General features: G+C 40.9%; 24 protein-coding genes, 1 pseudogene and 1 other annotated feature. Of the genes and pseudogenes, 3 read left to right on the forward strand and 22 right to left on the reverse strand.

Features of this window, described 5'->3' with window-relative positions; translation table 11 throughout:
* Positions 1-25: 25 nt before the first annotated feature.
* From E4K67_RS21135 to E4K67_RS21160, 5 genes are all read right to left on the reverse strand, one after another.
* Entirely contained in the window at positions 26-604 is a 579-nt protein-coding gene (locus E4K67_RS21135; RefSeq protein WP_135550359.1) for a reverse transcriptase domain-containing protein, read from the reverse strand.
* Positions 605-1,227: 623 nt separating this feature from the next.
* Positions 1,228-1,719 carry a DUF2867 domain-containing protein gene (locus E4K67_RS21145; RefSeq protein ID WP_135550362.1) on the reverse strand — a complete coding sequence of 164 codons (492 nt, stop codon included), beginning with the start codon at positions 1,717-1,719 and terminating at the stop codon, positions 1,228-1,230.
* A 618-nt stretch (positions 1,720-2,337) separates the two neighbouring features.
* Positions 2,338-2,871, reverse strand: coding sequence for a GNAT family N-acetyltransferase (locus E4K67_RS21150; protein WP_135550364.1), 534 nt, complete (start codon positions 2,869-2,871; stop codon positions 2,338-2,340).
* Between the two features lie 202 nt (positions 2,872-3,073).
* Positions 3,074-3,196 carry a topoisomerase DNA-binding C4 zinc finger domain-containing protein gene (locus tag E4K67_RS31615; protein WP_420841573.1) on the reverse strand — a complete coding sequence of 41 codons (123 nt, stop codon included), beginning with the start codon at positions 3,194-3,196 and terminating at the stop codon, positions 3,074-3,076.
* 1,031 nt (positions 3,197-4,227) lie between these two features.
* Positions 4,228-4,632 (reverse strand): hypothetical protein, encoded by a 405-nt coding sequence (locus E4K67_RS21160; protein WP_243454570.1) that lies wholly within the window; start codon positions 4,630-4,632, stop codon positions 4,228-4,230.
* A gap of 575 nt (positions 4,633-5,207) precedes the next feature.
* Positions 5,208-5,493 (forward strand) — a binding site (T-box leader).
* 65 nt (positions 5,494-5,558) lie between these two features.
* Here E4K67_RS21160 and ilvB point away from each other — a divergent pair.
* Together ilvB and ilvN are read left to right on the forward strand one after the other, a co-directional pair.
* Entirely contained in the window at positions 5,559-7,286 is a 1,728-nt protein-coding gene (gene ilvB, locus E4K67_RS21165) for a biosynthetic-type acetolactate synthase large subunit (protein ID WP_135550366.1), read from the forward strand.
* Positions 7,287-7,300: 14 nt separating this feature from the next.
* Entirely contained in the window at positions 7,301-7,798 is a 498-nt protein-coding gene (gene ilvN, locus E4K67_RS21170) for an acetolactate synthase small subunit (protein ID WP_135550368.1), read from the forward strand.
* Between the two features lie 397 nt (positions 7,799-8,195).
* On the opposite strand, the gene E4K67_RS21175 is transcribed toward ilvN, so the two are convergent.
* The 15 genes and pseudogenes from E4K67_RS21175 to E4K67_RS21245 form a co-directional block, all read right to left on the reverse strand.
* On the reverse strand, positions 8,196-9,110 hold the full coding sequence (locus E4K67_RS21175) for an ABC transporter permease (RefSeq protein WP_135550369.1): 915 nt from the start codon (positions 9,108-9,110) through the stop codon (positions 8,196-8,198).
* Entirely contained in the window at positions 9,107-10,171 is a 1,065-nt protein-coding gene (locus tag E4K67_RS21180; protein WP_135550372.1) for an ABC transporter permease, read from the reverse strand. The genes E4K67_RS21175 and E4K67_RS21180 overlap by 4 nt, the downstream gene beginning before the upstream one ends.
* A complete protein-coding gene (locus tag E4K67_RS21185) occupies positions 10,161-11,693 on the reverse strand; it encodes an ABC transporter ATP-binding protein (protein ID WP_135550374.1) in 1,533 nt (510 codons plus the stop codon). The genes E4K67_RS21180 and E4K67_RS21185 overlap by 11 nt, the downstream gene beginning before the upstream one ends.
* 100 nt (positions 11,694-11,793) lie before the next feature.
* Positions 11,794-12,816, reverse strand: coding sequence for a BMP family protein (locus tag E4K67_RS21190; RefSeq protein WP_135550376.1), 1,023 nt, complete (start codon positions 12,814-12,816; stop codon positions 11,794-11,796).
* Between the two features lie 174 nt (positions 12,817-12,990).
* Positions 12,991-13,788 carry a response regulator transcription factor gene (locus E4K67_RS21195; RefSeq protein ID WP_135550378.1) on the reverse strand — a complete coding sequence of 266 codons (798 nt, stop codon included), beginning with the start codon at positions 13,786-13,788 and terminating at the stop codon, positions 12,991-12,993.
* 8 nt (positions 13,789-13,796) lie between these two features.
* On the reverse strand, positions 13,797-15,515 hold the full coding sequence (locus E4K67_RS21200; protein ID WP_135550380.1) for a cache domain-containing sensor histidine kinase: 1,719 nt from the start codon (positions 15,513-15,515) through the stop codon (positions 13,797-13,799).
* Between the two features lie 142 nt (positions 15,516-15,657).
* Positions 15,658-16,182, reverse strand: a pseudogene (locus tag E4K67_RS21205) (DUF3102 domain-containing protein); the annotation flags it as partial.
* A gap of 278 nt (positions 16,183-16,460) precedes the next feature.
* Positions 16,461-17,354, reverse strand: a complete 894-nt coding sequence (locus E4K67_RS21210; RefSeq protein ID WP_135550382.1) for an Rpn family recombination-promoting nuclease/putative transposase — start codon at positions 17,352-17,354, stop codon at positions 16,461-16,463.
* Between the two features lie 435 nt (positions 17,355-17,789).
* Positions 17,790-18,230, reverse strand: coding sequence for a chemotaxis protein CheW (locus E4K67_RS21215; protein ID WP_135550384.1), 441 nt, complete (start codon positions 18,228-18,230; stop codon positions 17,790-17,792).
* Between the two features lie 33 nt (positions 18,231-18,263).
* The gene (locus E4K67_RS21220) at positions 18,264-19,139 is read right to left on the reverse strand and encodes a PocR ligand-binding domain-containing protein (protein WP_243454571.1); all 876 of its coding nucleotides are present in this window, start codon (positions 19,137-19,139) and stop codon (positions 18,264-18,266) included.
* Positions 19,140-19,380: 241 nt separating this feature from the next.
* A complete protein-coding gene (gene nudC, locus E4K67_RS21225) occupies positions 19,381-20,178 on the reverse strand; it encodes an NAD(+) diphosphatase (protein ID WP_243454572.1) in 798 nt (265 codons plus the stop codon).
* A gap of 233 nt (positions 20,179-20,411) precedes the next feature.
* Positions 20,412-21,173, reverse strand: a complete 762-nt coding sequence (locus tag E4K67_RS21230; protein WP_135550386.1) for an SDR family oxidoreductase — start codon at positions 21,171-21,173, stop codon at positions 20,412-20,414.
* A gap of 13 nt (positions 21,174-21,186) precedes the next feature.
* The gene (locus E4K67_RS21235; protein WP_135550388.1) at positions 21,187-22,116 is read right to left on the reverse strand and encodes a ketopantoate reductase family protein; all 930 of its coding nucleotides are present in this window, start codon (positions 22,114-22,116) and stop codon (positions 21,187-21,189) included.
* A gap of 98 nt (positions 22,117-22,214) precedes the next feature.
* Positions 22,215-22,934 (reverse strand): AAA family ATPase, encoded by a 720-nt coding sequence (locus E4K67_RS21240; RefSeq protein ID WP_135550390.1) that lies wholly within the window; start codon positions 22,932-22,934, stop codon positions 22,215-22,217.
* Positions 22,935-22,984: 50 nt separating this feature from the next.
* The gene (locus E4K67_RS21245) at positions 22,985-23,266 is read right to left on the reverse strand and encodes a DUF5316 family protein (protein ID WP_135550392.1); all 282 of its coding nucleotides are present in this window, start codon (positions 23,264-23,266) and stop codon (positions 22,985-22,987) included.
* A 438-nt stretch (positions 23,267-23,704) separates the two neighbouring features.
* Here E4K67_RS21245 and E4K67_RS21250 point away from each other — a divergent pair, with 438 nt between their 5' ends.
* Entirely contained in the window at positions 23,705-24,697 is a 993-nt protein-coding gene (locus E4K67_RS21250) for a tyrosine-type recombinase/integrase (RefSeq protein ID WP_135550394.1), read from the forward strand.
* Positions 24,698-24,822: 125 nt separating this feature from the next.
* Here E4K67_RS21250 and E4K67_RS21255 read toward each other — a convergent pair whose 3' ends face one another.
* Both E4K67_RS21255 and E4K67_RS21260 read right to left on the reverse strand, forming a co-directional pair.
* Entirely contained in the window at positions 24,823-25,563 is a 741-nt protein-coding gene (locus E4K67_RS21255) for a formate dehydrogenase subunit gamma (RefSeq protein WP_135550395.1), read from the reverse strand.
* On the reverse strand, positions 25,556-26,611 hold the full coding sequence (locus E4K67_RS21260) for a 4Fe-4S dicluster domain-containing protein (protein ID WP_135550397.1): 1,056 nt from the start codon (positions 26,609-26,611) through the stop codon (positions 25,556-25,558). Before E4K67_RS21260 ends, E4K67_RS21255 begins: the two co-directional genes overlap by 8 nt.
* Between the last annotated feature and the right edge of the window lie 52 nt (positions 26,612-26,663).

Genomic DNA, 26,663 nt, shown 5'->3' on the forward strand with positions numbered 1-26,663 from the left:
GTTACCTTTTAATAGTATTCCCTACCTAACATGCTACTGCTAGCCAATACCGTTCAGAATTAATGTCGCTAAATCCCTTGATGTCTGCTTCAACGATGTAGCTATACTTTCCAAAGTTTAGTTCATGGGTTAAATCTATTACTGCCTTTTGTGCTCCTGTATGCGGTCGGTATCCATAGCTATGGTCACTGAACTCCTGTTCATAGATTGCCTCTAGAATCTTCGCCGCCGCGCGTTGAATGATCTTGTCTGAGACCGTAGGTATACCCAGCGGTCTTTTCTTTCCGTTGCCTTTGTCGATATACACTCTGCGTACTAGCTTCGCACGGTATTGTTTGCTTTTTAACTGCTCTACTGCCTTGCCAAGGTTGGATTCCAATTCCTCTGTATATTCCTTGACCGTTATGTTGTCTATTCCTGCAGAGGCTTTCTTCTTTAGATCATGGAATGCTTCGCGCAGTGCTTCGACGGTAAACAGTTTATATAAGTTTCCAAACCGGTGAGTTTTGTTTTCTGTTGCCTTCTTTGCTATTCCCCGCAGGGAGGTTTGCCAGCATATTTCCGATCCGACATGTCCGGTGCTGGTTTCCTTTACAGGCTGCATACTCTTGTTAACCCCTTCCCCATGTAGCCGGCTCTCCCGACCTCAGAGTACTGTGAATTAATCCACTCCCTGCTGGTCTTCAGTCTTCCTCTTTTTCGATTGGTAAGTCTTACCGGTCTTTGCCGGAACCAACTGGGTCTCCCAAGTTCCTGATACTTCTCTCCATACATGCCATGTTCTCTGACCCCGACAGGCCCTCCGGAATCTCACCTTTAATGATTCTTTTGTATTGACTTCCGTGACGTTAAACACGTGGTCACCTGCACTTTGTCCGTTTCCGAACACACGTTAACGAGGCTGAATGTGCTTCAGGAGTTATGGTCCTCCTTATGGCCTATATGGTTCTCTGTGTACACTTCACCTTGCTGTTACCAGTTTTGGCGCAACACTCGATATGGGTGGCTGGTTAGGCCTTGCCCAACAAGGACTTTCACCTTGTAAGAAATACCAAGCTTACTTGGCGTACTAACGTCCCGAGAATTCCCGACGCGCCATTCCGCTTTCATCTTGGCAAAGTGTTGGGAATTCTCTGTTGTACGCCGTACGGCAGATACTGCATGTTATTAATAACCCAAAGCCAAAACCAAATGGTATTTGCATTCAATTATCTTACAAAAAAAGAGTTATAGCCTCTTTAATAATGATTTGATAATGATTTGGTGAAATGGCTTTACTGGTAAAAAATATATTTTACCCCAAATATTATTAAACCTTACAATCGTGGTCAAATAAATAAAACAATTTTGCTCACTTTTCTTTTTCATAACAGCTGTTCTAAAGTTTAAATGTTTATCATTTTCAGCCATAACAATTTCATTTTCGTTTCTGTCAATAACTGCAAAATAACCTGCTTTCGTTCCAATTGGATAATAAATTGATTCAGTAATATCCTTCTTTTTTCCAGTATTTAATCCAAACAACCTAACTAAAGAACCTCTAATCCTCATTAAAAAGTCAACCCATTTGGGAATCCTAAATATTTCTGTTGTGAGATTATCAATCGTCTCATCCGTGCTTTTTACGATTTGATATGAATCACAGTAATCGATTCTACCAAAATCTTTATTAATTAGTGATTGTTCAGGAGATACATGATATTTATATACTTTTGGCATATATGCTGCCTCCTTCAATTATTACCTAACGTCGTTTTATCTTGTCGATAAACTTTAGTCTAAGTCTTGTTAGTATTTCTAATCAATCTAATGCCTTTTTCCAATATTACATCCAAACCGAGTATGGCGTATAACAGTTTTTTTACGAACTTCGCTAATTATCTGTCTAATTGACTTAATACGAACCTGTTCGTATATTTTTCCTTTGGTTGACCAATGTCTAATCTTAATTTTCTCATCTTCAATCTAAATATATTCTTCATTAACTTCCAATTGGTAATATAAAAGCAACAAGTAAACGATCCCTACGGGTTGGGGGCGAGGATGCTACCCTAAATCAGGGGATGGGGCTTACCCAAAAGGAATACATACTATGAGCCACAGCCCTCGACCCATTGAAGCATCCGATGCAGGGTCCCATGTCAAGTCTTAACCCAGAGTGCTTGTGATATTGAAATGATTTTCTATAATATTTTTCTCAAATTATGGTTGATTTTTATTAGCAGGATTATCCTACCAATGCGTCACAGTATAAGAATTAGTGGAACTTGACTTGGGACGCTATAAAAGAAGATTGCGAAACAGACAAACATCTAACAACTTTGATAAAGAATACGGTCAACTACTTGAATCAATAGAATAAAATACATGCCTCCTCAGAGGACTGCCCTCAATAATATTCGGATGTTCAAATTCCATAACTTTTACCATGCCAATCTTTTTCATTACATTTTCAGATTGAACATTTATTTTCGAAGTGAAGCTATATATTTTATTGAATTCTAGTCTTTCTATTCCATATGTTAAACATGCCTTTGCCCCTTCTGTTGCAAATCCATTACCCCATGCTTCATATTTAAGTCTCCAACCTATTTCAATACAAGGAGTAAATTGAGAGTTGAAGTTTGCCCAATGGTATCCTATAAAGCCAATGAAACTATTACTATGACTCGATTCAACTGCATAAAGGCCATACCCATAATTTCTGAATTCATCTTTAATTATGTTGTAAAATCTATCTGTTTCCTCATCAGCAAGCGTTTTAGTAAAATATTTCATTACCCTGGTATCCTTATTCATTATCCGAAATTCATATAGGTCTTGTTCATTCCAATCTCGAAATACCAACCTTTGTGTTTCAAAATAAACCATGCTTTACCTCTTCTGAAAGGGCGATATCTAACGGTCTTTATATGAAGTTATAATAATTTTACAGAAATCAAAATAAGGCCTTACTTCGCAACATCCTACTGATGCCGTCAACACTGATTTTGTGGAACGCTTTCATACCTGCTGGGTTTAGACATTATTAATACTTATAATCTATTGACTCCACTTTTATCAAAATCAGGATTCATTGTCTAGTTGGTAATTGTAAACCTACCTTCGAGTAATTGTTACACCCTTTAAAATCTCCATATTTACCCTTTCTCGTGAGTAACTCCCCACCACATTTGGGATAACTATTAGCGCCAATTTGGTTCGCTAAGCTTCCTTTTTATGTATTCCTTCAACATGCTGAGTTCTGACTTTTTTATTACGTGGGTCACCCGTGAGCGGAAAATCTGGCATCCTATTTCTAATAGCGCATATAACTGCAAACACTTTCTATAGCCTAAATTCTTCATTATTCTGTTAAACCCTGCCAACAACTGTTCCTTTTTACAATATTCTTTATATTTTACCCTATTAACACGGACCTTCTGCTTGATAGTCTATCATGCATAGCTTACTCTGCTTAAAGCATAACGCTCAGCTCAGACAATTCTATGTTAAAAAAGGAGCGAAGCCTAAGATTCTTAGTTTCGCTCCTTTTCCCTGCATAGACTTTTTCACATCACACCACCAGTCACTTAGAATCCCTTCTTGATAACCCGCTAGACCAGTTTTAAGAAGATTTTCTTTGAGAGGAGCCTCTGTCGAGTTGTTTCAAGCGCTGAGGACTTAGGACCTGATCCGAGCGCGAAAGCAGATAATCTTCGAGGGTAATGCCAAGCTTTTGCTTGCCTGGGGTAGATCCGATTTCAAGACAGTCTCTTCCCTTCCGTCTAGCCATGACTATAGCTTATGCTTACTTGCCCTATTGCTTAGCCTATCAAGTGTCGAACTTTACCATCCCAACTATAGCGGATCACGGTCACGTAGGAGGCATTCTTAGGCCGCACCAGTTCTGCGATGGCAAATGAGATATGGTATCATAGTCACCCCAGAGGGCCTGGGAGTTCTTTATCGTCATAGTCGTTCATAACAAGAACATCACTCCGCTGAAAGCTCTTTCCGCTCCTTTTTCTGTCGTGCCTTATCCAGGCGTTCTTGATACATCTCTTGAATCCAAACGAAGATGATTTCATTGGGCGCATGTCCGAACTAGACTTCAATTATTTAGTGGGTGAAATCGAACGAATATATAATGATTGATAGACCTCCTTCACGGGGTCTTTTTCGTTATATCCACATTCAAAACGAGACGGAGCATGGCAGAAAGGGCATGTGCCACCTCTCGCTTCCTTACGGCGTATCTTCGCCAGGACGAGCTTGCCTGCTCCAGGTCTCATCCTTAAGCCACACATTCAAAAGCTCGTAAACTTTATTCTTATAAGTGATATACGTCTCCTTGTCATTGGGGGCGATTTGGAGCAGCTCATGCTTTACTTCCTTAATGGTTTTATCCAAGTTTTCACCGAGGAAGGCAATATGGTTGGCCTTGACCTTGAGCGACGTATTAATGAAGTTCGTTTTCATCCTCTCATAGCCCTTGGCGGATGAACTTTGTTGGAGCGACTCCAGCGAATCCTTCAACTGCCTGGCCGTTTTAACGAGTTCCGCTTTGGACGTCTTGACGTTCTCCAATTGGACCTTCAGATTGGCAAACTCCGTAGTCAGCTCGGTGATGATACCGCTTTGGTCTTCCACTGTTTTCTGGAGGTCCGCGTTCTCCTGCAGGGCCTAAAAGAAGCACCGCCTGGCTGTAGTTCAAATTCGGATTAATCCGAATTTGAGGAGGTAAGCTGTGCCTTGTCGTTTTGTTCCCGAATACTACAGTATTCTGCTAAGGTTCTGAATAGCCGCTTTCTCATGGATTGGCAAAACTCATTCAGGTTTTCCCGATCAAATTCATCCTTGTGGTTCACCAAGTTAAAGCACTTGAGGCATAACCTGACTGCCCAACACTTCCTGCATGGCTCATTAAAAAAAGCGTTATATTCATTCAGAAAATCTGCAATGACCTTGGGATCCAGTCCATGGGATACAGATCCAATCGGAAGCCTTCATAATCTATTGAAAATTATATAACCGCTTCTTGCAATCCATACCCCTCCAAAGTGCGTAACTGTTTCGTCAGCCTTAAAAATTTGGAGGAGGTCATCCACCGTAATGGTTCGAAGACAGTGGTGCAAATTGTTGCAGGCCTTCGCTCTTAAAAAGAGCATCATCCTTATATTGACATCCGATAAGTTACTTGATACACTGGAAAAACAAAAGCAAATTGTAATGCGATGATCAGGAGGAGTACATACTCCCGCTATTCAAGAGAGAAGATGGTTGGTGCGAATCTTCATGGAGGAAGTATGGAAGTAGCCTTTGAGCAGTGAACCGAACGAGAGAAATCTCTAGTAGACTTCAACGGAGTTTTCCACCGTTACAAGGAAAGCGGTATCGATCACAGTATTCGTGCTGATTTATTCAGTACCCTATTTGTTTTCCGTACCGACAGAGTGCAGAGGTCTTTCCTCTGAATTTAGGTGGTAACACGGAAGTAGATTCGCCCTAAGCTAAAGCAAAATTTAGCTTAGGGCTTTTTGTTTGCTTTTATAAATTTTTAAGGAGGTAACAAGACTATGCAACAAGTCAAAGGAACCAGTTTATTAGTAAAAGCGTTACAGGAAGAAGGAGTAGATACAGTATTTGGTTATCCGGGAGGACTGGTAACGGATATTTTCGACGAACTCTATCACCAGGAGGCAATTAAGGTTGTATTGCCACGACATGAGCAGGCACTGGTTCATGAGGCAGACGGTTATGCACGTTCGACAGGTAAAGTGGGCGTATGCTTGGTGACCGGTGGTCCGGGTGCGACAAACATGGTCACCGGAATAGCAACCGCTTACTATGATAGTGTGCCGCTGGTTTGCTTGTCAGGGCAGGTTGCCTCTAGCTTGATCGGAGACGATGCCTTTCAAGAGGCTGACATCATTGGTATCACGAGAAGTATTTGTAAATATGGAGTCATTGTTAACGATCGAAAGAATCTCGGCAAAATAATCAAGGAAGCTTTCTATATTGCCAGAACCGGGAAACCCGGCCCGGTATTAATCGATTTACCTAAGGATATTATGCTTGAGTTAGGCAGTGATGACTATCCAGAAAAGGTGAATCTCAGAGGGTACAAGCCAAGTACGAAAGTACACATCGGACAGCTTAAAAAGGCGGTGGATTTATTAAAAGCTTCCCAAAAACCGATTTTCCTGATTGGTGGAGGGGTAAATATCGCCGGAGCCTACGCTGAACTCACGAAGCTTGTGGAACTAACAAAGATTCCTGTCGTGACAACCATGATGGGAAAAGGAAGTATTGACACTAACCATGCCTATTATCTCGGCAATGTTGGCATGCATGGAAGTTATGCCGCCAATATGGCAATTACGGAATGTGATCTGCTATTTTCCATCGGAACAAGATTTAGTGATCGAGTTACGAGTAAAATCAGTGAATTTGCACGCAAAGCTAAAATTGTGCATATCGATATTGATACAGCCTCCATCTCCAAGAATATCAAGGTGGATATTCCCATCGTTGCTGACGCAAAAGAAGCTATTGAAGCCATGCTTAACTATGTAAAAGAACATGACACAACGGAATGGCTGAAGCAGCTTGAAACCTGGAAAGCATCACATCCCCTTACTATGCAGAAGAACAAAGGGCTAACCGCCAAAAAGATTATTGACCATATCAATGAAAACTTCAAAGACGCAATCATCGTAACGGACGTCGGGCAACACCAAATGTGGACAACTCAGTTTTTAGAGTTAAATAAGAATATGAAGCTGTTAACCTCAGGTGGTATGGGAACAATGGGCTATGGTTTGCCTGCTGCCATCGGTGCAAAAATAGGCAATGAAGATAAATTAGTTATTTGTATTTCCGGTGACGGGGGAATGCAGATGAATATTCAAGAGATGGCTACTGCTGTGGCAGAGGAGCTTCCTGTGATTATTTGCATATTTAACAACAGCTCTTTAGGAATGGTCAGACAAGTTCAAACACTCTTTTACGAAAAGCATTATTCCAGTGTATGTACAAGACGCAGGAAAGCATGCGATTTAAGATGTAGTGGTACAAGTGATCAATGTCCTGTCTATTCACCGGATTTTGTTGCCTTGGCTAAGTCTTACGGAGCGGAAGGTATCCGTGTGACAAGAGAAGTGGAAATTGGGACCGCCTTCGAACAGGCATTAAAGAACACGAAAGGTCCTACGATCATCGAATTTATCATGGACAAAGATGAACTTGTTCTGCCCATGGTCCAAGGTGGAAAACCATTGTATGACATGATTTTGGAATATTAAGGGAGGAATTAACCATGGAGAAACGCTGGATTTCACTGTTTGTTGAAAATGATATCGGTGTTTTGGCGAAGATTTCAGGTCTATTTGCAGGAAAAGCCTATAATTTAGAAAGTCTGACGGTGGGAATGACAGAGGATGAAACCGTTTCAAGAATGACCATTAGATTAAAGAGTGATGATGAAACTTTTGAACAGATCAAGAAGCAATTAAATCGTTGTGTAGAAGTTATCAAAGTCATTGATCTTACTAATAGTCCGATTCATATGAAGGAACTGCTCTTTGTTAAAATAAGAAAATGCTCAAAAGGTGATCAGGAAGCATTGTTCAGAATTGCTGAGGTCTTTGGTGTTTCAATCATAGATTACGATAAAGAAAGTGTCTTGATGGAATGCGTTCAAACGGAAAGCAAGAACAACGATCTGATTAATCTCTTGAGTAGTAATTTTCAAAGCATTGAAGTGGTTAGAGGCGGAAGTGTTGCAATAGAATCTATCAGTATAACAGAGCGGTGATCACAGGTTGCAGCCTAATGCACTCATTTTAATAACTCTTCAATATTCACGCTGAATTAGAGGTTACAAGAAATAACCGCAATCCTTGGCAGGGGCGGTTATTTCTTCTTTACATACTAAATGAATCTTTCAAGTAATATGTCTTCAATATTTCTTCTTGCATCGATGACTGCAAGATAAAGCCCTATACCTTTCCTTTAGCTTAGCTCCCAGTTACATCGGATTCAGAGAGCTGGAGAAAAATTCGGCGTTTCTCTCAGCGATAGGGTTTTTTATTATTGGTCAGTCCCACCAGATTCAGACCAACCGATAAAGCCCCCACCTAGAATTAGATGAGGGCTATAGCTATTTAACTTCCTCTAACGACTAATTGAGGGAAGTACGGGTCACCAGGGAGTTAATTTTCTTTTACATAAGGTACTCCCAATTTAGCAGGTACACTAAAGGATTTTCTGGAAATTGTTAAAACAATCGTCATAATATAGGGCAGCGCAATAAATAATTCATTGGGAAATAAGGCACTGTTCCCTATAGACTGCATATAAATAGCAATTGCTTCAGCAAATCCGAAAGCCAGGGTACCGATAACTGCTCCCTTGGGATTCCAATTGCCTAAGAAGCAAATAGCAAAAGCAATCCAACCACGGCCACCAATAATATTCGTCGTAAACATGCCCAGAAAACCAATCGAATAAAAAGCACCGGCTACTCCGCCCATAACCCCTGCTAAAAGCACCGTAAGAAAGCGGACCCTAAGAACATTGATGCCTGCCACATCCACCGCTTCAGGATTTTCACCGGCAGACCGTATCGTTAAACCGATAGAAGTTTTATAGAGCATGAAATACGAGAGCGGCGCCAACAAATAGATAATGTAGGTCAATATATTTTGGTTAAACAGGATTGGCCCAAGCAGCGGAATTTCTGAAAGCAGTGGAATTGGAATCGTTGCTAAAGGATTAACGGTTAGCGGAGTTATGGGAACTCCAAAAATGACCCGGTACAAAAATGAACAAAGACCTACTACCAAAAGGTTGATGGCCACCCCGGTAACCACTTGATGTTGCTTTAAATAGATACAAATCCAGCCATATAAACTTGCCACCAATAAACCGGCCAGCATGGCCGATAAAAATCCCACGATCAAACTACCGCTTAAATACCCTCCCACAAAACCGGCCCAGGCTCCCATTAAAAAGATACCTTCAATAGCCGTTACCATCATCCCGGTTCGTTCGGCAATGACTTCTGCTAGAGCTCCAAACAGCAATGGCGTCCCCATCATGATTGTACTGCTTAACAAATTGATCATTTTGCCACCGCCTTTTGTAATTTGCGTTTTTCCCGGTTATTTTCCAACCAGGTCCGAACAAAATACGAGAGAATGACAAAGACCATCACAAAGCCTTGCATCAATTCAATGATACTTGAGGGGATCCCTGACATCTGCCCCATAATAGTACCACCAACCTTCAGCGCACCAAATAAAATAGCGGCAAAAATTATGCCTATGGGGTTGCCATTGGCTAAAATGGCAATGCCGATCCCAGCTGCTCCAAGGTCCGGATTAAAGCCCTGAACCAGCATATGTTGTACCCCGTTAACTTCCGTGAATCCTGCCACTCCGGCTAATGCCCCACTGATAAAAAATGCCAGAATATAAAGTTTCTTGGCATTAATGCCTGACATTTCCGCGGCTCCCGCATTATAACCAACGGCACGGATGCGATAACCAAGCGGAGTCTTGTAAAGCAGAACCCAAACACCAACACAGGCCAGCACTGCCAAAACAAAACCAATATGCAGCCTGGTACCGGGGATGATACGAGGCAGCCAGACAGACGCAGCCAGTGCATCCGTTTGAGGGTATTCAGCTTTCCCTTCCATGAGAAACGTTCGCAGCAAATAATTCATAATGGCCAAAGCCACATAGGTCGACATCATACTAACTAAAAATTCATTGGAATTGTACCTGGCCTTGACAAAGCCAATAAATGCCCCCCAAAGGCCACCGCCAACAATCGTTAGGAGCAAGGTAATAATCAGTACCAACCAACCAGGCAGGATGTTCTGAAGCAACAAGGAGCTGGCGGCTGCAATTACCGCACCGATGTAAAACTGCCCTTGGGCACCAATATTGTACAAATTGGCTTTGTAGGTAAAAGCAAAGGCTAAAGCCGTGAACATTAAGGGCGTTGCTTTCACAAATATGTCCGCAAAGGTATATCCGTCACGCACCACCGAGGTGATTAATACGCCATAGGCGCTAAGGGGATTTTTACCCAGAAACAGAAGCATTAACCCACTGGCAATGATTCCTAAGACAATCGCCAGAATATTGGTGATCAGGAGATCTCTTAGCTTAGCCTGCATCGTTGCTCACCTCCCCTTCGCGAAATCCGGCCATTAACAGACCAATCTTTTCCGTGGTAAGCTCGGCACTGTTAAATACCCCTTGTATTCCGCCCTTATACAAGATCGCAATTCTGTCAGAAAGCGCAAAAATCTCCGAAAGCTCAGTAGATACCAGTAAAACACTTTTTCCTTTGGCACGTTCCTTAAGAATAACTTGGTGAACGTGGTTAACCGCGCCCAGGTCTAACCCTCTGGTCGGTTGATCGAAGACGATGACCTTCTCTCCATTATCCACTTCCCTGGCCAAAACCACTTTTTGTTGGTTGCCCCCTGATAAACCACGAGCAATAGTCTCCGGTGAAGGAGCCTTAATTGAATACTCCCGGATCTCCTGCAAGGTGTATTGATTAAGCTTTTGCTTGTCAATAAATCCGCGCTTTTGCCATTTTTTATCGTAACTACTCTTCAGCAGCATATTCTCGGCAATGGACATATCCATAATCATGCCATCACTGCTTCTGTCCGCAGGAACATAGCCAATTCCTAAGTCTATCCTGGCTCTGATTTTCCGTTCAGTAATATCCTCCCCATCCAGCAAGATTCTCCCCTTTGTCGGCAAAATAGCACCACACACTATTTCGCAGAGTTCCTGCTGGCCATTGCCACTGACCCCTGCAATCCCCAGAATTTCTCCTTTGTGCAACGCCAAAGAAATATCGTTCAAGGCTGGAACCCCGGTTTTCTCCTGCAGGGTAACATGTTGGATTTCCAAGCGCACTTCCTGATCAATCGATTCCTGCCGGTCATCTTTAGTTACCCACTTTAAATCTCTGCCGATCATCAATTTGGATAATTCCAGTTCGTTTGTCTTAACCCGCTTTATGTCCCCACAAACCCTTCCGGCCCTCATGACAATAATCCGATCCGCAACACTCATGACCTCTTTTAACTTGTGAGTGATAAAAATGACCGAATTACCTTGGGCGGTAAAATCTCTGACAAATCCCATGAGGTTTTCAGCCTCTTGAGGAGTGAGAACTGCAGTTGGTTCATCCATAATTAAAAGATTGGTTTTTTGATACAGAGCCTTTAAGATTTCTACTTTTTGTTGAACACCGACTGCCAAGTCGCGGATATAGTCATTAGGATTAAGCTCAAAGCCATAAAGCTCAGCCAGCCTTTTGATTTCTTCCCCAAACAACTTCTGATCAATTGTGCCATGAACATTGCCTAAGATAATATTTTCTGTCACAGTGTGAGCAGGTACCAGAGAAAAATGCTGTTGGATCATGGAAATCCCAAGTTCCATGGCCTCCTTGGGCGAATCTATTTTTATCTCACTACCATCTTTAAATAGTTTCCCTTCGTCGGCCTTGTATAGACCGTAGAGGATCTTCATAATCGTACTTTTACCTGCTCCGTTTTCTCCCAACAAAGCTAAAACTTCACCTCTTTGAATGGAAAAGGAAACATCTTGATTAGCAATAACTTTGGCAAAGTATTTACTGATCCCCCTAAGTTCAAAAAAAGCTGTCTCCACAATTTCACCACCTATTCAAAAAAATAGAGGCACCTCTCGGAACCGCTATTTTTTTGCTTTATTGATTTATTCTAAGTACCTTTATATTTAAAATGAACTTCTATTTATTGACAAACATTGCGTTAAAATCAACTTCACCTTTTTTAGCTTTCTCCATGCCTGCAGCTACTTTGTCTTGAACATCTTTACTAATGTTGGCTGTATAGATCGGCTTAAAGATATTCTCAGCAATTCCTGCTTCATGGACTTTGTTGCCATCTAAACTGCCATCCAGGTATTTTTGAATAGCCCAGACGTAAAAGGTTTCAAAATCAAACACCACCGAGCCGACAACTGTATTGGGATCAATCGTTGTCTGATCGCCCGAGAAACCGATGAATTTAGCCCCTTTTTCTTTGGTGGCCTGGATAGAGCCTAACCCAACCTGATTTGCATAAACAAACATCACATCGGCGCCATTATCAATCATTGTAGCGGCCATTTGTTTGCCTAAAGCTACATCATCCCAGCTATTGGCATAGGCACGAACTGCTTTGGCATTGGAAATTCCGCGCGCTTTAGCGAGATCCACGGCAACCTTTTCATAGACATCCAGCAAATGTTCCATAGCCTTATTGGGGAAACCGCCAATTGTGGCAAATTGACCGTTTTTGCTGACTTCTCCCGCCATTAAGGCAGCTATATAACTTGCCTCATATTCTTTGGGGAAAATTGGAGCGACATTTGGACCCTTGCTAACCATACCATTGACGACGCAAAACGTTGTTTTAGGATAGTTCGCCGCAACCTTATTGGCCGCTTCATCAAATTGAGTACCTGCTGCCATAATTAGGTTATAACCACGCTCTGCATAATTTCTAAAGGTAGACTCATAATCAGCAGCCTGTACGTTTTCGACGTATTCCATTTTTGTGCCCAGGGTTTTATTGGACTTAACCAACCCGGCGTAGTTTGTGGCATTCCAGCTTTGATCGTTAATAGGTCCGGGTAATATAAGAACCATTTTGTAATCCCCTACACCTTTTTTGCCTGAATCTACGGTGGTGGTGCCACATGCTGTCAGCAAAAACAGCATTAATACGGCCAAGACAGTCGCTGTCAATTTGGACCTTTTCTTTAACATTTCTCTTCCCCCCAATAAAATCTAGTTGCCTTGCCCAAAGGATTCGGGTCAGCCCTTCAAATCTTAGCCCTATTGTAACAAAAATAACCCGCTCTGCTAGTAACTGTCATGTCGAGTTTCTAGCACTATCTTGATACAAGAGTCTAACGTTTGTCACTTTCTTAACATTTTGCACTATTTTGCTTTAGGGCTGTTTTTTCTCCGCTCATCCTCCGGAGTAATTCCCATATACTTCTTGTAAAGTCTGGAAAAATAACTTGGATTCTGATAGCCTACCCTATACGCAATATCTGTAATTTTAAAATCTGTATTGATTAATAGGCTTCTTGCTTGGGTCAACCGATAATTGATCAGGTAAATACTAAAGTTTTCGCCGGTTACCTCCTTAAACAAGCGGCTGAAATACTCAGGAGATCGATACACCTGGCTGGCAACGTCGGCCAGGGAAATGGTTTTATCGAAATGTTCATGAATATAAATTAAGGCCTTTTCGATAAATTGATTGTTGTTGTCAAGGTGATCGCCGGAATACTCTGTCAGAGTTTTTTGGGCTGCACGTTCCAACTGATCCGCGATTCTTGGTCTGTCATATTGCGTAGAGCGATCCTCTTCAATCTTTGCCAGTATTTCAATTAATTCCGAGCTTCTTAATTCAGACTTTAAGATGTATTCCTTAGCACCGCAGCTAATGGCTTGTTTGGCGTAGGAAAAATCAGCGTAATTTGTCAAGATAACAAATTCCGTCTGAGGCAGTACTTTCTTAATATTTTTCATCGCCGTAATTCCATCCATTTTGGGCATCCTGATATCCATGATCACCACATCAGGCTTCTCTTTGACAGCCAGCTCCTGGGCCTGCAAACCATCTGAGGCAATTCCGACAATCTCCAGCTTGGTATTTTTATCTTTCAGACAATAGTTCAGCCACTCCCGAATCGGCAGTTCATCATCTGCAATGACAATTCTTAACATAATTCCTCCTATGCATATCGTAATTTAAGGATTACTTTAGTTCCTTCCGGCTCATTCTGTTCAATGGTCAGACCGTAGGCGCCTCCGTAAAGAATTCTAATTCGTTCATGCACATTTAAAATTCCTACTCTGCTCATTTGAACCTCTTTATTAAAGATCTCGGTAATTTTCTCCTGGCTCATTCCGATTCCGTTGTCGGAAATCGTGATATATAAATCATGATCTGCTAACTCAGCTTCCACCTTAATCACAATCAATCTATTGACCTGCAAACCGTAAAAAATAGCATTTTCGATAATTGGCTGCAGGATAAAGGAGGGGATCTGAACATTTAAGATGTTTTCATCCAGTAAAAATTCTACGAGAAAGGCGTTGGAATATCTCATCTTTTGCAGGGCTACATAGTCCTCCAAATGCTTAACCTCATCCCTTATCAGTACGAATTCATCTGCTCGGGACAGCACCCTGCGCAACAGCTTAGAAAAATGATAAAGCATCTCCTCTGCTTCTTTGTTTTTCCCCATTTCCACATAAAAGCGAATGGAGCTTAAGGTGTTATAGATAAAATGCGGATTGATTTGAGCTCGCAAAAAATCAAGCTCCAGCAAGCGTTTTTGTCGTTCATTGTTGATGTTTTCTTTAAGCAAAAAATTCACCCGCTGAATCAGTTCATTAAAGGAAATGGAGATTTCCGAAAACTCCTTATAGGTACTATCCTGAATTTGAATGGAAAGATTGCCATGATTGAATTCAGTCATTTTGTTGGTGAGTAAACTTAAGGGTTCCGCAATCTTTCTTGCTACAACGCTTAGTACCACACCCGTCAGTAAAGTGCATAAAATCCCAAAAGCAATTAGAAAAAGCTCAATTTTTTTGAGAGGCAGCATGGCGCTTGCTAAAGAAACAGACTCGACTATGTACCAGCCGTAATCGCTAATCGGTTGAAAAATAAAGAGCTTATCATCTTGCAAATAATAGTTATTCAGCTTGTTTTTGCTATTGGCTTCCACAAAGCTATTCAGTTTTTCATTGATTTTGTCTTTATCCCTGTGAGAAATGATCAGCCCATTCTGGTCAACAATAAAGAAATCTTTTTCTTCATTCGTCAAACGAATATAATTATCACCCAGTAGTTTTTCATTGACATTTAACAAGAGCACCCCATAGTTTTGTTTGGAAATATAGTCTTCAACTTTTCTGGCTACCTGGAAATAACAATTATATCCCCCTGTGGCGGTAAAGTAAGACTTGATGGGGAAAATTTCACTATCCTTGCCATTTTGCAGTGCTTTGTCAAAGGTTGCTAAGTCAGCCTCCTGATTGGAGGACATAGAATAGGAGGTGGAATAAGTATTTCCGCGATTATCAATCAAATGGGCGTCGATGAGCATGGCCGTACTTCGATAAGACCAGATGTAACCCGACATTATTCCTTCAATTTTCAGAAGCTGTTCCTTGTTGGCACTCTCTCCGCCTGAGCTTTTCTTCAGTGATTCAATAATACTTGTATCATAGGCAATGCGGCTGGCCAGAACTTCAACATCCTTCAATTCCTGATTGATCCTGATGGCAATCTGCTGAAGCATGTTAGTGTTGAGCTGGATGACCTCTTTGAGAATAACTGATTCCGCATATTTATAGGTCGAAAAAGCCAAAAACGTAATGAGGCATTGGAGAATTATGAACAGCATAATAAATAACTGGAGAATTAAGCTTCTTTTTTTCATTAATAATTTTCCTTTAACCTGGAATTCTTTGCGCAATACTACTTAAGAAACAAATTCGACAAGGCTTAGAATTACCCTGCCCCCCTTGGGGAAAAGTTGCAACTATTTGTGATTCTTAATATAAACGGCATCTTGCTTTAGACGAGTCCTTCAGCTGCCTGGCCGTTTTATCGAGTTCCGCTTTGGACGTCTTGACGTTCTCCAATTGGACCTTCAGATTGGCAAGCTCCGTAGTCAGCTCGGTGATGATACCGCTTTGGTCTTCCACTGTTTTCTGGAGGTCCGCGTTCTCCTGCAGGGCCAGGTCTTTTTCCTGTAAGACCTGGTCTTTTTCTTGCCGGGTCTTCCTCCGTTCATTGACCGCTTGCCTAAGTTCCTGATTGGTCATTCCCTCAATATCCATATCGATGATGAATTGCGCCCGTTCCTCCTTTGGGATACCTAAAAGAAGCACCGCCTGGCTGTAGTTCAAATTCGGATCCGGATCCGAATTTGAGGAGGTAGGCTGTTCGGCTCCGTACTCTTTGAAGATACGCATCAGTTTATTGGCCCTGCTCTGGGAGAAATCGACCGACTCCTCCAGCCACTTGCCCCATTCTCCATACTTGAGCAGGGCCTTAACCTCCGTCAGCCGCCTTCCGATCTCGACGGCGGCGGCCAGGTAGATCCTCTCAACGAGTCAAGACATCTATGATGTTAGGCTATCAGTTGTATTGTTCCGTTAAGCGCTTACCTCTATTTACGTATTTTGGTCAACTTATCTATTTACTCTCAGGTAATTAACACCGTTAATCTATGGACAGTCCCCTTTGGCGGAAAAGCGAATTGCGGACAAAAAATCGCCCCACACTTCCATAGTGTAGGGGATAGCTTTTTCTGATTCGACAGGCACCAGTGCTCCTAGGGCCCCCTATAGGGAGCAGACCCCTCTCTCGACCAGTAGTCTCAATCTTTTAGCCCTTTAACTTCGTCTTCCGTCATACCTGTAGCTTTAACTACCTTTGAAATCTCCATTCCCAAGTCCAGAAGATTCTTCGCAACTTCTGCCTTTCCTTCTGCCCTTCCTTCTGCCATTCCCTTCTGGATTGCTTCCCTCAAGCGGAGTTCTGCTTCTCTGACGGCCGCCTTCTCATCTAAAACTGCCTTGCGTCTCGCAAAGTACTCTTCTCTCACATTAGGATCATCACTTGACTTTTCCCACGCAGCTATGGCCTGGTGCAAAACGGGATCTTGCATTGCAATCTCCTCCAGTGTTCTTAAAATTTCCTGATTTTCCGAACCCTCCAGAAGCAATAACCATCGAACTAAACCATTCTCCCAAGGGCTAACCTCTCTTCGTCGCCACTTCGAGACCAATTTAGGCAATTCCATGAAGTGCATTTCTAAGGCTTCCGTAAGCTGGAATCTCTCTTCGTCTTCGTAAAGATGAAATACACTATGGTAGTTCTTCGTCTGATTCAAATAGTTAAAATCTAAAATGTTAATCGTGACCGCCTTCGCCAGTTCCTTGTAGGCCATCCCTTCTCGCATCTGCCTAGAGTACATTTCCGCCCAATAAAACAGTGAGCGTTTCTCTATGTCGTATTGATTGCTTAATTGAATTTCTATGTTAATCTGCATTCCTTCAATCGTCACAGCACGAACATCTAAAATAGACTTCTTATCGTCATGGTATTCTTTGTTCAATTCCGAATTCATAATCGTTATGCCTTCAATCCTACTTTTCTGTGGCAACTGCAGAGCGGCATTAAGAAATGCAATGAGAATCGCTTCATTCCCCTCTTTGCCGAAAATAAGCTTAAAGGCGTAATCGATCTTAAGATTGATAAGCTCTTTCACATTTCTCTCTCCGTCCTAACTCACACTTCATGGTACTCTGATATTATAATAATTTTGCCCCCAACTACCAATTTAATTATAATTAGAGTCGGTCCTTAAGCTCTATAGCCATATTATACCATAGGTATTAAGGCCTTTAAACCAGTAATTAGATTTATTAACCTCGATTATATCCAACTAATTAAATTCGCGTCCTGTAACGACCACTGTACTAAACCGCTGCGCGGTGGCTCTTAAGCACGAATAAATAGGTTTATGGAAAGAGGGCTACCGTTGCTTATCGGACCCCAAAAGAGAGGTTCTTTGAGAACGTCTCTCGGCGATAGTCAATACTTTGTCCGGTACCAGCATAGCTGTCACAAAGGGCAAAATAGATTCCACTATTCAGGATGTTTTTTATAGACAGTACCGAGTTCCTTAATAAGTAACAGCATCCTAAAGAGTCGCAAATTCTGTCGCAAATATTTTCTCTGCATCTAGAATAATAATCATTCTATTTTCAATTTTCCCGATACCTATAATGTAATTATCACTAACTTCACTAATAAAATTTGGCGCCGACTGCACCTGATCATCATTTAACTTAACAATATCCGTAACCTCATCAACAATGCATCCAATTGTTGAGTTATGGGCATTTAACATGATAAACTTACTCTCGTCGGAGATCTCCTTTTCTATTAAATTCAACTTCTTCCTTAAGTTGAAAATATAATTAACGCTTCCACGTAAATTTATCATACCTTCAATTGATTTATCTGTACCAGGCAAATTCTGTACTTTGAATTTTCTTGCCCGTAGAATACCGTTAACAGCTGTAATATTAATGCCATATTCTTCGCTGTCTAATTCAAATATAACTAATCGAATGCTCAAAAACGTCTCCTCCCTTCAATTGATTCCCATTTATTAGGCTTTGGTAAGATCATTTAATTGTTCCGCAAGACTTGAAATTTCCATTACGTTTGCTGTCACTTCTTCAATAGCAGCAGTCTGTTGCTCTATTGTGTTTGTGGTTTCATTGCCCATAAATACAGTTTTGTCTACGGACTCCTTTATGCTTGTGGTTAGCGCTTTGATCTTGCCTACAGTTTCCTTAGAATCGGCTGAGAGTTTCCTGATTTCTTGGGCTACAACACCAAATCCTAGTCCAGCTTCACCAGCTCTAGCTGCTTCAATAGCTGCATTTAAACCTAATAGCCTAGTTTCATCCGCAACATCTTTAATAAAATCCATTACTACATCAATTTTCCCAGTGACAATATTGACATTTTTTATCTCACTATTTAGAAGTTCCTGATTATCACTAACAATGACAGCCGAAGCCGCCAATTCCTCCATAGTTGCAGATATTTGTCCCAATCCATCGCTAAGTGTATCGGCCACATTTTTCAGTTTCTGTTGTTGGCGATAAGTAGTGTTCGACATATTATTAGCAACAATAAAGAGTACCATAGCCGCGGATTCTATGCTTTCGTGCGACATTTTTTTAATTTCTTGTACTGCTTCAACAAATCCATCCTCACCCACTCCAATCTCCTTTGCAACTTCACGGTACTTTGCTTCATTAGGAACATCCGTTAATACTTGTCCCCCCAAAATAGTACCAATCAGTTGCCCGTCTACCATAATCGGTGCCGCAAAATCGATCAGACCTGCATGACATTCATAGACTACTGGTTTTCCAGTCCGAGCAGCTTCTTCTCCCCCTTTGCGATGTGATTCCGCACAACGTTTATCACCACATTCTGTTGTTCTGGAACCCTTGCTACGTAAGGGTTCCAATTAATTAACTGTCAAACGCCAGCATGACGGTTCTCAACCCAAAGAAGTGCAAAGTTTCCACAAATCACAAGCCCCTGTATTCCACATTCGGGAATACAGGGGCTTGATTATTTTTGTCATTCAATGTAACGGTTCTTATATTGTGTTGTATACCAGGTTATAAGCCTTGCGAAACCAAAGGGCACCACGGAGGGCTGCCCAGTGTACCTCTCTTGGGTAAATCTCATTAAATCATGATTCATTAGCTTTGTACAAACCAATCTATTAAATGCCTAGCTATACTTCCGATGCCGGGTACCTTAGGGAGTTGATCGGCAGAAAACCATCCTGCATCCAAGATTTCTTTCTTATCCATAATTATGTCGCCACTCTCATACTCAGATGTAAAACCTACCATTATAGAATCGGGGAAGGGCCAAGGTTGGCTGCCAAAATATTTGATATTTTTAACTTTCAGGCCTACTTCTTCTTCTACTTCTCTTTGCACACACTCTTCAAATGTTTCCCCTGGTTCCACAAAGCCTGCTAAAACACTATAAAAATTGGTTTGAAAACTACTCCCCTTCGCTAACAAAATTTCACGTCCTTTGGTAATAGCCACAATAATTGCTGGGGAAATCCGTGGATAGTTTACAAACCCACAAGAAGGACAAAGCTTTGCCCTTTCATCAATCTTATTTTCTGTCTGTGCTCCGCACTGGCTGCAATATTTATGAGTATGATCCCAATGTAAAATTTGAAAAGCCTTACCTGCTAGGAAAAACAAATCATCTGGGATCTGACCAAGTAAGCCCCTTAGGTCGTAAAATAACATACCTTCCGGTGCAACCGTGTCCGCGGTAAGTTCAGCAACATAACAAGAACGCCCATCCACTCGATCAAGATATTGACTCTTGGCCATCTTCTTACTCAACTTATATATATTGATTTCTGGTAAAGTAAATTGCACTTTATCAATAAAAACGAGAATTTTATTTCCTTTAATCAACAGCCAATTTGCGGTTGCATCTCCATCACCGAGTTCATTTTCAAACAACACAAGTTATCCTCTTTTCTACGATCAAAAACATTTCGAAAATTACTATATTCTTTCCTTTTTACCAAGCATACGTTTGATTATATCTCGTCCCAAATTTACTGGCAACAGACTGAATACTACGAACAAATACATCATAATTTGAGGTCATTGACCTTGAATTATGATGTAAATTATTTTAATTTTTTGCATCCATAAGCTTTAAGCATTGCACTACGTGAATATCAGGGTTACATTTAAAATTCCGGATTGTTCTTGATAAAATTTTGCCACTTACATTTTGCACCTTCGTCAATTTCGTCTCTCGAAGCTCGTATGGTTATCTCGCTTCCAGCATAACCAATTTCTAAGATCCCATTTTCTAGCCCAGCAAACACCGCGTCAGCAAATTCGTTAACTGGGACACCGAATGTATGTAATCCTACACCGCCTAAATCTGTATTAATTGCATTGGGCATAATTTCTACAATATTTACATTTGTATCAGCCAATTGCAACCGGAGACTCATGGTAAACGAATGCATTGCTGCTTTGGTAGAACTATAAATGGGCAGCCAAGCAGCTGGTGTGACCCCTAAATTTGATGAAACATTGATAACTGTCCCTTCCTTTTTCTTTAGTAAATGCGGGAGGAACAGTAAAGACAAATGAATAGGTGCTTCCAGATTGGCAATAATTTCTTGGTGATAATAATTCCAGTCAGCGGTCACGCTCTGTAAGTTTACTCGTTGTTGAATTCCTGCATTGTTCACGAGTACATCCAGTTCTGGAAACTCATTGACAATGGATTCAAACAGTAACTTCCGGTCATCCTCATTAGCAATGTCACAAACAATAGTGTGTAAATCTGGAAGTCTCTCCAAGGCATCTTGCAATATTTCTTTACGTCGTCCGCAAATGATAACTTTATTGCCGGCCTTGTAAAAACGCTCTGCGATCGCTAAGCCTATTCCCGACCCTCCACCAGTTATTAAAACTGTTCTTCCACTCGTTTTCATAATAATTGCCTCCTTATTTTTGCATGTCGAAGTCCTTTTCCATCTCTTGTACTTTTTGATACAGCCATTCATTTGTCGGTGTTGGCACATGATATTGCCTTCCCAAGTAGATGGCTGTTCCTGAAAAAAGCCCTACCTCTGTTTTCCTGTTTGCTGCCATATCTTGACGCATAGATGGCATCCCCAAGGGATTTAACTTGGCTAGGACATTTAACCAATACGTTAAATCTGATTCGCCTAAATTAATACCCACCTTATGAGAGAGGGCGATAACTTCCCTCATTGCAGCTATCATAACCTCTCTAGCTTCACCCTCTACTTGAATACCACCATAATTTGTTGAAAATACAGCTACTGTTTGATTTACTCCTGTATTCAACATAAATTTCCCCCACAACCGATGATCCATATCTTTGGGAACTTCATAAGGAAATTTAAGCTTATCTAATAAATCTGCAACAACAGTTACTTTCTCAGACCATGTGGTATTTTCTTTTTCACCAAAGCAGATCATTCCCATGTTTTTATAGGTCAACTTGTTTTCAATTTTCACTGCATCCATCCCTTGTGCAACGCAATAAAGTATTTTTTCCATTCCCAATGTTTTTCCAATGATTTCTTCACTAGAAATTCCATTAAGTGCCGAAAGAATGATTGTATGCTCTCCCACTTGATACCTTGCGTCCTCAATAGCCTGCTGTAATTGATTGAATTTCACACAGAAAATTAATAAATCTGCAGGTTTTTGCTCGCTTTCAGGTAATACATAATTAAAATCACAACGCTCACCATTACAATAAATACCATACTTCTCATATCTCTGCCTACGACTTTGATTTACAATAACACGAACATCACCTTTTGGTAAATTATCAGAAAAATGCTTAGCAAATATAATTCCTAAGGCACCTAAACCTATAATCGAAACAGTTCTAATCGTCATCTGCACCCTCGCCCCTTGCCTCTTCTAAATATCTTAAGACCCTATGTATTAGCCTCAATCGCTGTTCTCTTTAAACAAAAAAATGATTAGGCGATGGACTAATCTTCAAAGAGCTTCCTTAAATAACGATTTCTATTTTCCAAAAACCCTTTGGTAATCTGGTAATGTGAGGTATTTTCGTACGTTGTTTGAGAAATCGGTGAAGTATCGAAATCAAGAATTTGTGCATCTGGGTAAGCCAAAATAATCGGAGAATGAGTTGCAATGATAAACTGGGATTGACCATCTGTCTCCAAGTCCTTTATGATTCTCAACAGAATGAGTTGGCGAGAGGGGGACAGTGCCGCCTCCGGTTCATCCAATAAATAGATTCCTTGTTTTCCAAACCTATTGGCGAATAGTGACAAAAATGATTCTCCATGCGATTGTTTGTGAAGGGATTTTCCTCCATATGGCTCATAAGCGGCTGGACCAAGACTGTCAATATGCGATGCAAAGTTGTAGAGGCTTTCTGCCCTTAGGAAAAAACCATTCGTGATTTTCGGTGCCCAGGAAAGCCTTATAAAATCACCCAACGCTGATTCTGAAGAATGGACTTCATAAAAGTTATTCCTTCCCCCACCAGCTGTGTTGAAATCACATTTATAGGCAATGGCTTCAAGGAGCGTCGATTTTCCTGAACCATTTTCGCCTACGAAAAATGTCACATTGTTACGAAATTCGATCGTTTCCAATCCCTTAAACGCACCTATAGAGAACGGATAGACCTTGTGACTTTGAATCCTTTCCTTTAGAAAACTCAATCGTCTCAAAAACATCCTTAGTCTTCTCCCATCGTAAACTCTTTCCAATATACAGGAATGGTCTTTTAAGTGATATAGATAATAACTACTGCAGCCAACACGCAAGGTATTCCGAAGAAGAATAATTTGGTTGACCAACCTGATCGTTCATTAAAATCTTTAGAATCAGAATAATTTCCTCTCACTCTATCACCACTCACATACGCCCCAGACAGGAAACCCGATATTATAATTGGAATAAATCCAATTATTAATAGAGCGTACATAATCATTTCAGAGTTATTCAAAAATAAAGAAAGAATTATGCCAATTACTCCAACAACTAAGCCCAGCATTAATGAACGCATACACCTTTCAACTCCTCACTCTTTTTATTATCACATATAGTATTTGCTAATAACTTCAACAAATCTGAGGATATCACCTTCTTTAAAGGATTGTATTTTACTCACAAATATAACCTTTGCCAAAAAAATTATAAAACCTCCTCTCTATTCTTCTGATATATCAGAAGATAAAAGGGTGAAAAGGGTTACACATCTTTCTTGCCTTCATTCCCTCTTAGTTATACTATTATCCGAGTAAAGCCAAAAAAAATCAGACCGTTCAAAAACGATCTAGGCAACTAATTTAGCTGGCTGAATATAAAATTCAATCTAACGGGCAGCAATAGAGAAGTTATTGTCGAAAACGTCCTTATTAGTGTTAGAGCTATCCGATTGATCCTAACGACACTTACCATTTATAATGAATATCAATCATAAATATATAATACGGAGGCACTAATGAAAGCTAATAATGAATTGACTCCTTCTACCCTTCCCCATTTCGCACAAGATTTTATTAATCACCTTGCGGTCATAAATAAGTCAAAAAATACTCAATATGCCTATACCAATGAACTTCGTTTGTTCTTTCAATTCCTATGTGATTCAACTCCTATCTTCCCCTCTTTTCCTGTTGAAATTAGTTTATTACATATGAGAAATATTGGGCATCGCGATATAGAAGCATATTTGAGCTGGGCTAGTATTAAACGCAACAATGGGGTGCGTGCTCTCGCCCGTAAACAAGCAGTCATAAAATCTCTTTATCGATATTTGCTACGCGAAGATATGATTTCTATTGATGTTACTATCAAGTTAGACCCTATAAACGTCAACCAAAAGCTTCCTAAAGCACTTGAGCCAAATCAAATTGCTGACCTTACTGACATTTTACAGAGCGGAACTGGTTTATCTAAGGAACAGCTCAAATATCATACTTATATAGAAAAACGCAATTATGCAATATTTCTTACCTTTATTGGGACGGGTTTGCGTTTATCCGAACTTTGTAACCTTAATCTCACAACAACCAATCTTAATAAAGGTTGCTTTGAAGTTATCCGCAAAGGAAATAAAGAGACTGTCGTATACTTTAATACTGAAGTAGCTGAGGCATTGAACGTTTATCTTCTAAATGAACGGCAACGCTATGCTCAGGGTAAGTCAGAAGCGTTATTTCTCTCTATGCAAGGAAAACGTATAAGCACAAGAGCAGTTCAAAATCTCATTGCGAAATATATGGGAATTCTCAAAACAATGGGCCATAATACAGACGGTTTTAGCGCTCACAAAATGCGTTCAACTTTTGCCACATTACTACTTCGCGAGACGGATAACCTCGCGATTGTACAAGACGCTTTAGGACATTCCGACCCTAGAACTACAAGGATTTATGCTAAGGTGCTTGATGAACAACTAAAACGTTCGGCTGCATTAATAAAGTTTAAGTAGGGATAATTCATTCTTAAAATGAAATCGCTAAGGTACTAGAAAAACAACTCCCCTCTAGGGTGGAGCCCTAAAGGGGAGTTGTTTAACTTTTTTAAATTACCAATCCACCTTGCTGACCTTTACGATTACACTGAGGTTGATTTAGAATTAACTCCACTTTGGATTTTGGATCCATCGTCGTGATTGGTTTCATTGATTTCGCCATTGCGAAGGAGTTTCGCATACCAAAGGGTATGGCGATGTTTGACATATTCCCAGCTAATTGATCCTGTAAACATTCCTGGAATTAGTGGTCGGTTTTCCTTGAGTAGAAATGCAGCTAGGTGCCCGATAACTCCGAAAATTATTAAGACCGTGCCAATATTATGCAATGCCGTGTTCCAATACAAAAGAGAGTGCGAAAAGTCAACGCCAGGAACATTCTTCAGAGTCTTAATCAAACCTGTAACTATTAAGAGGAGAAGACTTAGCCCAATGAACAGATAAGCTACTCGTTGTTCGGCTAGGTATTTATCCGAGGCTGGCTCTTGGCCTTTAGTCAGCATTGCTTTTATAATCTGATAGGATTCTTTCATATCTCCCTTACGGGGGAAAATATCAAACTCCTTGCGTGCGAATGCATAAACAATATGGAACGTTGCGGCAAATAATAGTCCAAACGCAGCCAAATAATGAAGGTTAATGGTTATAAAATAGTCGCCGAGCCATTCTGCACCGGGTAATTTTGTGACATTGTAGCGAGTATATAGCGGAAGTTGCCCTAAACCAGTGATGATTAGTAACAAAACCGAGAGGGCCGTTGTCCAGTGCACAAAGCGATTGGCAAGGCTTTGTCTTAAGATTTTACGAGGCTTGGGGTTATTCATTTCCTTCGCCTCCTTGATCATTCATGTCGTTCTGTAGTCGTTTAGCTTTATCCCCTTTTATGGTTCGATAAGCCGTTATGCCGGCAACTGCTGCTCCTGCGAATGGAGCCATTACAGCACTCAAGAACATTCCTTTTCCCGTAGATAGGTAATTTTCGACATTAACAGGCATACCAGGACGACCTGGGGCAACATCCTTTTTACTCGCTTTGTCTGCTTTGATCGCAGCATCAATTTTCTCGAATGGAACGGCCGAAATGTATAAGGTCGCAGTTCCTCCATTTTCTTTATCCCCGTAGACATAGCCACTAATTTCTTTTGCCTTTTTATAAGCAAGGTTTCTAACGTCTTCTCTCGGGCCAATCGAGATGGCACCCTTCGGACAAGTGCTCACACAAGCAGGTTGTATGCCCTCAGCTAAAAGGTCAACGCACATGTCGCACTTATACATGACTCCACCACCGGCTAAGTCTGGGGCAATATCGAGGTAGATTCCAACTCCAGCTTGTCGCTGGGGAATACCCCAAGGACATACATCACGACATTTAGCCCCTCCGAAGCATAATTCATCGTCAATCGACACCGCTCCCGATTGATCTTTAGTAATCGCGCTAAAGGGACATAGTTTTGAACAAGTCGGATTATCACAGTGCATGCAGCGTCGTGGAACGAAAACCTCTTGTTCAAGGCCATTATGTTCAACCTTAACATGGTCAACGAATGTCCAGTTATAAGGAGTTAAACGGCTTTTAAGATCTCTTTTATTTGACCAATCCTCAACCTTTTTCTGTGGCCAGTAATTTTTCAATGGTTTTTTGGGTTCAGGGAATCTTTCCTGGTTATGCTTGCCACATGCAACAACACAAAATGGTGAAGCGTGATCTTTACAGCCATCACACTTAGTTAAGTCAATTAAGGTACCCAGTTTACCACTACTTAGTCCTGTGGCCTGAACAGGCTTGTTTAGACCAGTTGCTGCAAGTACCCCTAAAATTCCAGCAGCAGTGGTTCTCTTGAAAAATGTTCTGCGCGTAATACTCTCTTTCATATGCCTACCCACTCCCCTACCCCGTATGGGTATAATTCTTATATTTAAGAAT

This window comes from Desulfosporosinus fructosivorans (assembly GCF_004766045.1).
GTDB classification, from domain to species: Bacteria; Bacillota; Desulfitobacteriia; order Desulfitobacteriales; family Desulfitobacteriaceae; genus Desulfosporosinus; species Desulfosporosinus fructosivorans.

Coding starts and splice junctions, on each gene's coding strand:
- E4K67_RS21230 (WP_135550386.1), bottom strand. CDS start 21,173: ATGAAAACGAGTGGAAGAACAGTTTTAATAACTGGTGGAGGGTCGGGA.
- E4K67_RS21255 (WP_135550395.1), bottom strand. CDS start 25,563: ATGAATAACCCCAAGCCTCGTAAAATCTTAAGACAAAGCCTTGCCAAT.
- E4K67_RS21235 (WP_135550388.1), bottom strand. CDS start 22,116: ATGACGATTAGAACTGTTTCGATTATAGGTTTAGGTGCCTTAGGAATT.
- E4K67_RS21175 (WP_135550369.1), bottom strand. CDS start 9,110: ATGATCAATTTGTTAAGCAGTACAATCATGATGGGGACGCCATTGCTG.
- E4K67_RS21135 (WP_135550359.1), bottom strand. CDS start 604: ATGCAGCCTGTAAAGGAAACCAGCACCGGACATGTCGGATCGGAAATA.
- ilvB (WP_135550366.1), top strand. CDS start 5,559: ATGCAACAAGTCAAAGGAACCAGTTTATTAGTAAAAGCGTTACAGGAA.
- E4K67_RS21260 (WP_135550397.1), bottom strand. CDS start 26,611: ATGAAAGAGAGTATTACGCGCAGAACATTTTTCAAGAGAACCACTGCT.
- E4K67_RS21245 (WP_135550392.1), bottom strand. CDS start 23,266: ATGCGTTCATTAATGCTGGGCTTAGTTGTTGGAGTAATTGGCATAATT.
- E4K67_RS21180 (WP_135550372.1), bottom strand. CDS start 10,171: ATGCAGGCTAAGCTAAGAGATCTCCTGATCACCAATATTCTGGCGATT.
- E4K67_RS21190 (WP_135550376.1), bottom strand. CDS start 12,816: ATGTTAAAGAAAAGGTCCAAATTGACAGCGACTGTCTTGGCCGTATTA.
- E4K67_RS21195 (WP_135550378.1), bottom strand. CDS start 13,788: ATGTTAAGAATTGTCATTGCAGATGATGAACTGCCGATTCGGGAGTGG.
- E4K67_RS21145 (WP_135550362.1), bottom strand. CDS start 1,719: ATGCCAAAAGTATATAAATATCATGTATCTCCTGAACAATCACTAATT.
- E4K67_RS21240 (WP_135550390.1), bottom strand. CDS start 22,934: ATGTTTTTGAGACGATTGAGTTTTCTAAAGGAAAGGATTCAAAGTCAC.
- E4K67_RS21200 (WP_135550380.1), bottom strand. CDS start 15,515: ATGAAAAAAAGAAGCTTAATTCTCCAGTTATTTATTATGCTGTTCATA.
- E4K67_RS21250 (WP_135550394.1), top strand. CDS start 23,705: ATGAAAGCTAATAATGAATTGACTCCTTCTACCCTTCCCCATTTCGCA.
- E4K67_RS21150 (WP_135550364.1), bottom strand. CDS start 2,871: ATGGTTTATTTTGAAACACAAAGGTTGGTATTTCGAGATTGGAATGAA.
- ilvN (WP_135550368.1), top strand. CDS start 7,301: ATGGAGAAACGCTGGATTTCACTGTTTGTTGAAAATGATATCGGTGTT.